The following is a 10,822-nucleotide window of genomic DNA, read 5'->3' as shown; positions in this document are numbered from 1 at the left end:
CGCGCCGCGCGCGCTGATGGCGCGGGCGCTGGCGCGCGCGGCGCGGGGTCTGGCGTCACGCGCGGCGTTCGAGGAGGCGCTCGCCCACCCCGCGACCGTCGCGAGTCCCGCCGAGCGGGCCGAGGTGCTCGTGGCGATGGCGGGCACCCTGGAGCCCGGGGAGGCCGAGGCGGCGGCGACCGAGGCGCTGGAGACCGCACGTCGGCTGGAGCTCGGCGGGGTGCAGGTGGCGGCGCTCACGCGGCGCGCGGACGCCCGGCTGCGGGCGGGCCGCGCGGAGGACGCGCTGGCGGACGCGCGGCTCGCCACGGAGCTGCTCGGGGAGTTCACGCCGGGCGTGCCGGAGGGCGAGGTGCTCGCCACGTACGCGCGGGCGCTCGCCGGGGCGGGCTCCGCGGAGGCGGCCAAGCAGGAGACGCTGGCGCGCGACTGGTACGCGTGGGCGGCGCGCGGCCTGCCGGACGATCTCGCGCGGAGCCTGCGGGAGACCTTCACCCTCTGAGGGGCGTCGGGAAGGCCGGGCGGACGTGAGGATACAATGCGCGCATGTCGGCTCCGAACTCCCCGCGCACCGTCGTCCTCGTGGACGGGCACGCGCTCGCGTTCCGCTCGTACTTCGCGATCTCTTCGCTGACGACCAGCAAGGGCGAGCCCGTCCAGGCGATCTTCGGCTTCATCCGTCAGGTGCTGCGCATGCTGCGCAACGGCGGGCAGCAGGTCATCGTCGTGTTCGACGCGCCCGCCAAGACCTTCCGGCACGAGCAGTACGAGGGGTACAAGGCGGGCCGCGCCCGCACGCCCGAGGACCTGCCCGGGCAGATCGACCGCATCCGCCGCCTCGTGGACCTGCTGGGGTTGCAGCGCTTCGAGATGCCCGGCTTCGAGGCGGACGACATCATCGGCACCATCACGCGCCGCGCGGAGAGGGAGGGCTTCGAGGTACGCATCCTCACCTCGGACCGCGACGCGTACCAGCTGCTCGACGAGCGCGTGCGGGTGATCAACTCCGCCGGTGATCTCGTCGGGCCGGACGAGATCGTGGAGAAGTACGGCGTGACGGTGGCGCAGTGGGTGGACTTCCGCGCGCTGACGGGCGACGCGAGCGACAACATTCCCGGCGCGAAGGGCATCGGCCCGAAGACCGCGTCGAAGCTCCTGCAGGACTACGGCACCCTGGACCGCATCCTGGAGGAGGCCGTGGCGGGCACGCTGAAGCCCAAGGGCGCGATGGAGAAGATCGCGGCGAGCGTGGAGGACGTGAAGTTCAGCCGCGACATCAGCCGCATGGTGACGGACCTCGACGTGGACGTGCGGCTCGGGGAAGCGCGCGCGCCCATCGACCGGGACGCCCTCATCGCGGAGCTGCGCGAGCTGGAGTTCAACTCGCTCGTGCGGGACGTGCTGGGCCTCGTGGGGGACGGCGAGGCGCCCGAACCTGCGCTCGCGGAGGCGGAGGCGCCGACGCTCGCGCCGTGGGAGACGCCGCGCGACGGGGTCACGTGGGGCTACCGACTGTCGCGCGAGGACGACCTGCAGGCCGAGCTGGTGGAGGCCGCCACCTTCGACGGGGAGGTGGCGCGCGTGATGGAGACGGTGGACCTCGCGGAGTTCGTGGGGCAGCGCGAGGTGGACACCGTGAACGCGAAGGCCCTCGCGACGCACCTCATGGTGCGCGGCGTTCAGGTGCCGCCCGGCGACGACCCGATGCTGATGGCGTACCTGCTCGATTCCTCCGTGACGACCGCGCAGGCGGCGTGCGAGAAGCACCTCGGGCACGGCTTCCCGGATCAGGCGGCGGGCCGCGCCGTGGCGGGCGCGCGGCTCATGGCGGTCCTGCCGGACAAGCTCGACGGGCGTCGCCGCGAGCTGTACGAGACGCTCGAGAAGCCGCTCGCGGGGGTCCTCGCGAAGATGGAGGTGCGCGGCGTGCGCATCGACGTGCCGTACCTGAAGGCCATGAGCGAGGTGATGGCGGGCCGCCTGAAGGCCCTGGAGGGCGACATCTACGGGCACGCGGGCCGCGAGTTCCCCATCCAGAGCCGCGATCAGCTCGAGAAGGTGCTGTACGACGAGCTGGGCCTCGCGAGCAGCAAGAAGACGAAGCTGACGGGCAAGCGCAGCACCGCCGTGAGCGCGCTGGAGCCCCTGCGTGACGAGCATCCCATCGTCCCGGCGATCCTGGAGTACCGCGAGCTCAGCAAGCTCAAGAGCACGTACCTCGACGCGATGACGGTCCTCGTGAATCCCCGCACGGGCCGCCTGCACACGACGTTCTCGCAGACGTCCGTCGCGACGGGTCGCCTGTCGAGCCTCAACCCGAACCTGCAGAACATCCCTATCCGCACGGAGCAGGGCCGCGAGATTCGCAAGGGCTTCGTCGCGGACGACGGGTTCTGCCTCATCAGCGCGGACTACAGCCAGATCGAGCTGCGTCTGCTGGCGCACATCGCGGACGACCCGAAGATGCAGGAGGCCTTCCGGGAGGGCGCGGACATCCACCGCCGCACGGCGGCGCAGGTGCTGGGCGTGATGGAGGAACTCGTGCAGCCGCAGCAGCGCCGCGCCGCGAAGACCGTGAACTTCGGGGTGCTGTACGGCATGAGCGCGCACCGTCTGTCGAACGACCTGAAGATCCCGTACACGGAGGCGGCGGGCTTCATCGAGCGGTACTTCAGCACGTACCCGGGCATCCGCGCGTACATCGACCGGACGCTGGAGTTCTGCCGCGCGAACGGGTACGTGGAGACGCTGATGGGAAGGCGGCGCTACGTGCCGGAGATCGCGTCGTCGAACCGCAACGTCCGCGAGGCGGCGGAGCGCGTGGCGTACAACATGCCGATCCAGGGCACGGCGGCCGACATCATCAAGCTGGCGATGGTGCGGCTGGAGCCCCTGCTCTCCGAGATGGGCGCGCGGATGCTGCTGCAGGTCCACGACGAACTGCTCGTGGAGGCCCCCGAGGGCCTCGCGGACGAGGTGGCGGAGCTCATGCGGCGCGAGATGACGTCGGTGTTCGAGCTGAAGGTGCCGCTCGGCGTGGAGGTGGGCGTGGGGCCGAACTGGTACGACACCAAATAAGTCGGAGAGACACGCTGACGCTCCAGGCGGGAGGACCGGGCCGTCCCGGTCCGTACGACGCCCAAACTCGGACGGCCACCCACGCCGGGAGAGACGCGTCACCGCACAAGGCATGAGCGAGGGAACGCTCCCGAGCGTACGCAGCCAAAAACTGGTCGGCCACACCCAGGCAGGAACGAGCAGGCCCGGCCTCACCGTCGGGCCTGCTCGTTCCGTTCAGTCCTGTCGAGGGGGCGGGTCGAGTTCGCGGCGTTCGGTGGTGTTCATCCAGTGGAAGTCGTGACTGACCTTGCGGACGACCGGAAATGCCGTGAGGACATGGCCCTCCTTGGCGAATAGAACCACGAGGTGCTGTTCGCCGTAATGACCGATGACCTGGCCCGTAGCGAGCTGGAAGTAATCGCCATACCAGTTCCGGGAGACGAACTCGCCCTCGTAACGGACACGCTCGATCAGAGCTTCCAAGAGGTGATCCGGCACGGTGAACAGAGACAGATACTCTAAGGTGGTCGAAGCAATCAGATCACCGTTCTGCCACCGAGCGAGCGAAAGGCTCATCCAACCTTCCTGCGCCATATACGTGCTAAATATCCCCAAAGACGGCACAAATCCTATGTCTGTCTGTTCCAGCCAGTACTCTTCACACTCATCACAGACGTACCCCCAAGTTTTCGCAATGCGTAAAATGTAGATCAAGCCACCGCCACCAATATCGTGGCATACCGGACAAGGAATATAGAATCTCGGTCTTTCGTACATGGTCATGGCTTACAAGTCGGCCAGTAGGAGCTGTCGCACGGAAACGCAGTCCGCAGGACATTTGATCCGGGTGCGTCAAACGCCAATAGCACGGTACGCTCCCCATTCGCTCCAATAGGACGCCCCAGATCTACCACAACATTACTCGGGTTTGGTCCGGACTGACCAATTGTGCGCGAAAATGCATAAACTTCATCGAGCAGAGCCAAAGTTGCTTCATCGGTCGAAGCAATGAACCTACTCTTGTGAGCGAATCGGGTCGCGTCCTGGTTTGGGCCATGCTGCACAAGCACATGTGCGAGGCGAGTGCCCAGGGTTGGGTTCGGGTCCGTTCCATAGAATAGCCCGCCTGGCGACGTGTAGTTGACGTTGGTGCTCATCTCCTTGACCGCCGCGTGGTAGCTCTGGTACTCCCCGCTGGCCCGCAAAGCCAGGGCGCGCGGATCGCTCGTGACCGCGTGCCGGGCGCGGAACCCGCTCGCCGACCGGATGACGTCCATGTCCGCGTCGGCCTGCTTCAGGGCCGCCACGCCGCCGTCGTTGAGCAGACGGAGATGAAAGCGCACCTCGCCCGTCAGGAGTTCCACGGCTTCCCTGGGACTCCTGCCCCTGGCCTGGACCAGCATGACGTGCGCGACGGCGTCCGCGATCACGCCGTGACCGGCCTTCGAGAGCCTGTACAGCGTCTTCGCGCCGCTGACCACACCCCCGGAGACCGTACCCACGGCCGGCACGACGTCCAGCGCCAGCCCGACGCCCGCCAGGGTCGCCACGACGGGGTCCACGCCCCGGCCCATGAGGTGGTTGGCGTACTGCACGACGAGTTCGGTGCCGTCCCCGAGCACGGGGATCATGTCGTAGACGAGCTTCAGGACGAATTTCGTGTTGTCCCAGTTGGCCCTGATGTCGTCGAACATCGTGTCCACGCGCAGGCCCTCGGGCGCGCTGAACATCTCGCTGGGCAGGCCCAGCACCGTGTTCCGCGTCCTGCCGCTCGGCGGGGGCGAACCCCGGAAGGTCAGTGGGACGGTGCTCGCGCACCTCTCGGAGCTCTGGGCGGTGACGCCGCCGCTCTCGACGCGCAGGGTGTCGAGGTCCACGGGCACGGGGGCGTCACCCGCGCCGACCGTCACGGTCACGGGGATGTCGGCGGCGCCGTTCACGATGCGGGTGGGTGTGCTGGGCGTGTTCTGGAACGACAGACGCTTCTCGGTCGTGAGGTTCAGCGGCTCCCCGGTGCGGGCGCTCAGGGTGCGGACGGGAACGCGGAACGTGACCTTGCCGCCTGCGATGTCCCGCTGTCGGATCACGACCAGCAGACCGCGCTCGGGGTCCTCCTCGGTGAAGGGTGTGGCGACGTCGGCGGGCACGAGGGTGTCGGGCACCACCCAGGCCATGACGCGGGGCGCCTCGAAGGTGACGTCCTGAAGGCCGACGTCCCGCGCTTCACCCGCCGCGCCACCGACACTCTGCGTTCCGAGCTTCAGGGCCGAGTCGTCCACGAGCCGCACGTCGGCCACGCCCACGGCGGAATCGACGGCCATGTCGCCCACGTCGTTCGCCTGGAACGCCAGGGTGAGCGGTTTGTTGCCGCCCGCGTAGGCGCGAACGTCCACTGAGAAGGTCCGGACGTCCGCCGCGCCCCTGTACCCGGCCATACCTCCACCCCATGACGAGTTGTTGAGGTTGCCCGCCGCGAGGGTGCGGGCGCCGCCCGGTGTGACGAGGTGGACGGAGTAGCTGTCGTTGAACCGGGTGCGGTACCACGTCGGGTACTCGTTGGACAGGAAACGGACCTTCCCGACGAGGCGGGTGTGGCATGCCCCGACCGTGAAGGACTGGCTCAGGCGGCCGACGGCGACGCGGTCGCCTCTGGTGGAGGCCACGGCGACGTAACGGGATGGGCTGGCGCCCGTCTGAGCCGAGGTCCAGCCGATCGGTGTCGGGGTGGGCGGCAGATACGGTTCGGGTGGGCCCGCTTCTCCGAACACCTCGTCGTACCGGCTGACGCTCACGTCGCCCTCGGTGGTCCAGCCGTCGAGACGCCCCCCGGCGAAGTCCCCGCCGATCAAAACGGTCGCGGCGGCGGGCGTCCGGACCTCGAGGTCGAGCTGGGCCTGCGTGGTGTCGGAGACGAGCAGACCGGCCCCACTGACGAAGGCTCCCGTCGTCGGATGATGCGCGGTCACGCCGAGCGTGCCGTAGAGCGGCAGGCCGCTCAAAGCGAAGGCACCGTCGGGGCCGCTCACCGTGGCGGCGGCGAAGTCGTTCTCCACGAAACTCAACGTCACGACGGCCCCGGGCAGCGGTGTGCCGTCCTCACGCGTGACGTTGCCGCTCACGCTGCCAGCACCGGGTTCGGCCAGCACGAGGGTGGCGGAGGCGCTCCTGCTGTCGGCATTCAGGAAGCCCGCGCCCTGGGCGGCACGTCCGTCGGGCAGGGTGGCCCGCACGGTGAAGGTCGTGCCGAGCGGCAGGTCCGTGAAGGCGAGATTGCCCTCGGCGGTGGTGGTGCCCGTACGGACGGTCCCGTCCGGAAGCGTCAGGGTCACGCTCGCGCCCGCGACGGACTGTCCCTGCATGGTCACGGCGTCCACGCTGACGCGGCCCTCTCCACGTGGGGCGCACGGGCTGGGGTTGGTGGACTTGACGGAGTGCTGCGATCCCGAGACGAACAGCCGGACGGTGTGATTTGCGGGGGTGGTCTCGAAGAAGGTGTCCGCGAGGGCGGGCGCGATGCCCCCGCCTTTCTGGGGACCGCCGAAGACGTCCCAGGTGTAGGCCACGGCGGTCGTGTTGGGGTTGCGGACACGCCATAGGCCGCTGCACATGGACGTCAGGTTGAGCTTCAGGGGAGGCGTGACGCCGACGGCCCGTGGGCCCGGGGCGCCGCGCTCCGGCAGACCGAGGGTCGCGGTGACGCCGTCGGTACTCTGGACGGTGGTCTTGAATGCCGGGGCGGTGCGGGCGACCTGCACCCGTCGGGCGTCGCGACGAAGTCCTTCGTCGGGCGTGCCGGGGGCAGCGGGCGGTGCGGCGCAGGCACCGAGCAGCAGGGCGAGCAGGACGAGCGTTCGGGGTGGAGCGTGGCTCATGCGTTCCTCGCGGGCGTCCGGAAGGCCCGTGGGACGGCAGCGGCGCCGCTCCGGGGGTGCGGAGCGTGGGCGGCGTGCCGGGCGTCACCGCGAGAAGAAGCAGAGATCAGACGTCAGGTGAGGCTTGCCCGTCGGGGCGTCTGGACTGGCCCGAGAGGTGACTGTATCCAATGAAACACGCACTCCAGGAGAGTGCGTGAAATAATTTACGCTTCATGAGCCCGACAAGGCGTCACCGTTCGGTTCGGCCCCCTCCGCTGACCTGAAGGCGCACGGTCTCCCCTTCGCGCGGCTCGATGTGGCCGAGGGCAGGGACGAGCAGGCCTCCGTGGTCAAGGACGGGCGAGGTGGTCACGGTCCTCCACGCAAGGCATCCGAGCGGTCGGGTGCTCATGCGCGGAGTGTCAGCGCCTCTCTGGCGTCATGAGGTCAGCGGCGGTCGGGGATCCAGAGGTGGCGGGGAAGTTCGCCGCCCTGCCAGACGCGGGTGAACTGCCGCACGGCGGTGGAGTTGACGACGGCGTAGTACACGGGGCCGGGCAGGTCGTCGGAAGGGTAGGTGCCCTGGCTGCCGATGATCTTGAGCGGGAACGCGAGCGCGAGGGCGCCCACGACGAGCAGGCCCGCGCCGAGACCGCCCACGCCGCCTACCAGCATGTGCCAGGGCCGCGGCACGACGGTGAACACGGCGCGCTGCGCGAGGAACGCGGCGGTCACGCCGAGCGGCAGGGCGACGATCGCGGCGCCGACGCCGGAGTGAATGAAGTTCACGACCATCAGGACGAGGGCGGCGCCGACCGCCCAGATGCCCCCGGCGAGACCGCGACGGGCGCCGAGGGCGGTCACCCCGGCCCAGGCGGTGACGAGCAGCGCGTCGAACCACGTCATCATTCGCTCACTATACGCTCAGGGAGCGCGCGGGGCGTGTGAAGTTCTCCGGGGAGAATGTCGCGCGCGTCGCCGGGACGCGCGCGGCGCGGCGCTAGACTGGCCTCATGATCCGAGTGCTGCTCGCCGACGACCACGCCCTGTTCCGGCAGGGCCTCCGTTCCCTGCTCGAAAGCGAGGGCCTGCGGGTCATCGGTGAGGCCACGAACGGCCGCGAGGCCGTACGCTACGCCGCCGAGACGCACCCGGACGTCATCCTGATGGACATCCAGATGCCCGAGCTCGACGGGGTGAAGGCCTGCCAGGCGATCCTGGAGATCGACCCCAAGGCGCGGGTCATCATGATCACGATGTACCGCCAGGACCGCTACGTGTTCGAGGCGGTGAAGGCGGGAGCGCGCGGCTACATCCTCAAGGACGCCGACGCGAGCGCCCTGCTGGACGCGATCCAGCGCGTCGCGGCGGGCGAGGCCCTGCTCGACGCGGACCTCGCGCAGAACGTCCTCGACGACTTCCGCGACAAGAAGGAGATGCTGCCCAGCGAGAAGCACGCGGACCTCAACGAGCGCGAGACGACCATCCTCAAGCTCCTCGCGCAGGGCTACAGCAACCAGGACATCGCGCTGAGGCTCGACATCAGCGAGAAGACGGTCCGCAACCGCCTCTCGGAGATCTTCACGAAGCTCCAGCTCAACAACCGGACGCAGGCGGCGCTCTACGCGATCCGCGAGGGGATCGCCAACCTTGACTAGGCGCGCGGGCAAGGCCCGGGGAGGCGGCACACCCACGGCGCCGCGCGAGGTGGAGTTCCGGGCGGGCTGCGGACGCTCGTGGCGGCTCGCGAGCGCCGAGCCGGACCTCGCGTACACCGAGCTCGGCTTCACGGAGTGCGGCGCGTGCCCGCACCGGGTGGACCCGGAGGGCGCGCTGCCCTTCTGCACGTTGCGCCCGTCCGACACGCTTCATCCGTTCGCGGCGCTCGCGAACCTGAACCTCCCGGACGACTGACGCCCTAGGATGAAGGCCGCATGAACCACCAGGCCTGCCTTTCCCTCCTTCCTCTTCCGGACCACCCGGGCCGCGTCGGCGTGACCGTCCACGACCTCGCGACGGGCGAGCTCCTGTTCGCGCACGACGCCGACCACGTCTACCACGCGGCGTCCACGATCAAGGTGCCCCTCCTGATCCGCGCGCTGCAGCGTGTCGCGGCGGGCGACCTGCGCCTGACGGATCGGCACGTCATGCTCGCCGGGGACCAGGTGGGCGGCGCGGGCGTCCTGCACGAACTCTCGCCGGGCCTGGCGCTCACCCTGCGCGACCTGCTCACGCTCATGATCGTCGTGAGCGACAACACCGCCACGAACATGGTCATCGACCGCGTCGGCTTGGACGACGTGAACGCCTTCCTGGCGGAGGCGGGGCTGCGCGACAGCGCGCTCGTCGGCGGCCTCCAGCTGCCTCCCGAGCGGCGCACGCCCCGGCAGCGCGCCGGGGAGCGCAACCGCACCACCGCGCGCGACATGGGCCGCGTGCTGCTCGGCCTCGCGCGGGGCGCGTACCTCCCGGACGATCTCAACGAACTCGCGCTGGGCATCCTGTCGCGCCAGCAGTACCGCGACGTCATCGGGCGCGGCCTCCCGACGGACGCGTCTGGCGAGCCCCTGTACCGCGTGGCGAGCAAGAGCGGCGAACTGCTCGGCGTGCATCACGACGTGGGCCTCGTGTGGACGCCCCGACCGCTCGCGGTGGCGGTCCTGAGCGAGGGCGGCCTCGATCCGCGCGAGCATCCCGACAACCGCGAGGTGGTCCTGCTCACGGGGCTCGCGGCACGTCTGGTGGCCGCTTTCGGGGGACATTCTTCCTGACGTCCGGGGCCTAGGATGGGTGTCGTGGACCCCGTCTCGCGTCCTGAGGAAAAAGCGCGTCCAGACGCGTGATATGCTTGCGGCACGGTGCCTCGCCCGGCTCCGCGCCGTGCGGGCACGCAGGACGCCAGGACCGACATCACGCAAACATCAGGAGAGACATGGAACGGAACGACGCTGTCATGCCCTCGGTGGCCATTGTGGTGGCCGCCATCATGTGGGTGATTCTGCTGTTCACCTTCAACGCCGAGACCCAGGTCCCGAAGGTCGAGATCAGCCCCGAACTGCAGGCCGCCGCCGCGAAGGAATGGCCGACGCTCGGCGCGCAGGTGTACACCGCGCAGGGCTGCGTGGGCTGCCACGGCGCCCAGGGTCAGGGCGGAGCCGGCCCGAAGCTCACGGGTGACACGAAGATCCTCGACGACCCCGGCATCATCATCAACAACGTCCGCAAGGGCAAGGGCATCATGCCCGCCTACCCGCAGCTCAAGGACGCCGAGGTGCTCGCCGTCGCGAACTTCGTCCGCAACAGCTGGGGCAACAAGTCCGAGGTCGTCGGTCCCGAGGTCCTCCAGACCGCCGTCGCGGGCACGGGTCCCGAGGTGCTGCGCGTCCGCTCGCGCTTCGTTCCCGAGGACATCAAGCTCCCGCAGATCTTCCTCGGCACCTTCGTGATGCTGCTCCTCACGTACGGCGTCATCGGCCTGTACAGCGTGTGGGCGGAAGGCGCGGAGCTCAAGCCCGGCATCCACAAGCGCCGCTCGTCGCCCGTCTCCGTGCTCGCCTTCGTGGCGTCGCTCGGCTCGGCGGTCCTCTTCTCCATCCTCTTCGCCGTGCAGATCGTGCGCACCCTCAGCGCGCAGGTCGCGGACGCCGCGGCGCAGCCCGTCGTGACGCTCGAGGGCTTCTACTCCGCGATGATCTTCCTGAGCCTCGCGGTGGCGCTCGGCATCTACCAGAAGTACTTCAAGGACGGCGAGGTGCTGGTGGAGGACGCGAGCGGGGAGTTCCCCTGGTAAGCCGCAGTCGCCCGGCGCGGCGTCGGTCCAGGCTCAAGCATCGGGCCGCCCCGATGCGTAAGACGCCGAGCACGTGGAGAGACGCGCCGACGCCCCAGGCAAAAGCGAGGGGCCGTCC

The 10,822-nt window shown here is 69.4% G+C and carries 9 protein-coding genes; 6 read left to right on the top strand and 3 right to left on the bottom strand.

The annotated features are described in order from the left end of the window. Positions 1–502: hypothetical protein (locus DEIPI_RS0117195; protein WP_425387872.1), on the top strand; the 502-nt coding region annotated here is incomplete at its 5' end. Between the two features lie 44 nt (positions 503–546). Further along, positions 547–3,078: a DNA polymerase I gene (gene polA / locus DEIPI_RS0117190; RefSeq protein ID WP_027482578.1), complete on the top strand. Its 2,532-nt coding sequence runs from the start codon at positions 547–549 to the stop codon at positions 3,076–3,078. A gap of 216 nt (positions 3,079–3,294) precedes the next feature. On the opposite strand, the gene DEIPI_RS38030 is transcribed toward polA, so the two are convergent. The 3 genes from DEIPI_RS38030 to DEIPI_RS0117175 all read right to left on the bottom strand — a co-directional run bounded on the left by DEIPI_RS38030 (position 3,295) and on the right by DEIPI_RS0117175 (position 7,823). Further along, positions 3,295–3,843 (bottom strand): hypothetical protein, encoded by a 549-nt coding sequence (locus tag DEIPI_RS38030; RefSeq protein ID WP_157463756.1) that lies wholly within the window; start codon positions 3,841–3,843, stop codon positions 3,295–3,297. Further along, positions 3,840–6,932, bottom strand: a complete 3,093-nt coding sequence (locus tag DEIPI_RS0117180; RefSeq protein WP_027482576.1) for a carboxypeptidase-like regulatory domain-containing protein — start codon at positions 6,930–6,932, stop codon at positions 3,840–3,842. Before DEIPI_RS0117180 ends, DEIPI_RS38030 begins: the two co-directional genes overlap by 4 nt. Before the next feature lie 429 nt (positions 6,933–7,361). Continuing rightward, positions 7,362–7,823 carry a hypothetical protein gene (locus DEIPI_RS0117175; RefSeq protein ID WP_027482575.1) on the bottom strand — a complete coding sequence of 154 codons (462 nt, stop codon included), beginning with the start codon at positions 7,821–7,823 and terminating at the stop codon, positions 7,362–7,364. A 104-nt stretch (positions 7,824–7,927) separates the two neighbouring features. Between DEIPI_RS0117175 and DEIPI_RS0117170 the strand changes: the two genes are divergently transcribed. The 4 genes from DEIPI_RS0117170 to DEIPI_RS0117155 all read left to right on the top strand — a co-directional run bounded on the left by DEIPI_RS0117170 (position 7,928) and on the right by DEIPI_RS0117155 (position 10,704). Next, on the top strand, positions 7,928–8,572 hold the full coding sequence (locus DEIPI_RS0117170) for a response regulator (protein ID WP_027482574.1): 645 nt from the start codon (positions 7,928–7,930) through the stop codon (positions 8,570–8,572). Then, positions 8,565–8,828 carry a hypothetical protein gene (locus tag DEIPI_RS32135; RefSeq protein ID WP_027482573.1) on the top strand — a complete coding sequence of 88 codons (264 nt, stop codon included), beginning with the start codon at positions 8,565–8,567 and terminating at the stop codon, positions 8,826–8,828. Before DEIPI_RS0117170 ends, DEIPI_RS32135 begins: the two co-directional genes overlap by 8 nt. Positions 8,829–8,848: 20 nt before the next feature. Further along, the gene (locus DEIPI_RS32130; protein WP_045234584.1) at positions 8,849–9,685 is read left to right on the top strand and encodes a serine hydrolase; all 837 of its coding nucleotides are present in this window, start codon (positions 8,849–8,851) and stop codon (positions 9,683–9,685) included. Positions 9,686–9,846: 161 nt separating this feature from the next. Further along, positions 9,847–10,704 carry a c-type cytochrome gene (locus tag DEIPI_RS0117155; RefSeq protein ID WP_027482572.1) on the top strand — a complete coding sequence of 286 codons (858 nt, stop codon included), beginning with the start codon at positions 9,847–9,849 and terminating at the stop codon, positions 10,702–10,704. The last annotated feature ends 118 nt before the right edge of the window (positions 10,705–10,822 follow it).

This window comes from Deinococcus pimensis DSM 21231, assembly GCF_000519345.1.
Classification (GTDB): Bacteria; Deinococcota; Deinococci; order Deinococcales; family Deinococcaceae; genus Deinococcus_A; species Deinococcus_A pimensis.
The sequence above is the reverse complement of the archived record's forward strand: the minus strand, read 5'-3'. Positions and strand labels throughout refer to the sequence as shown.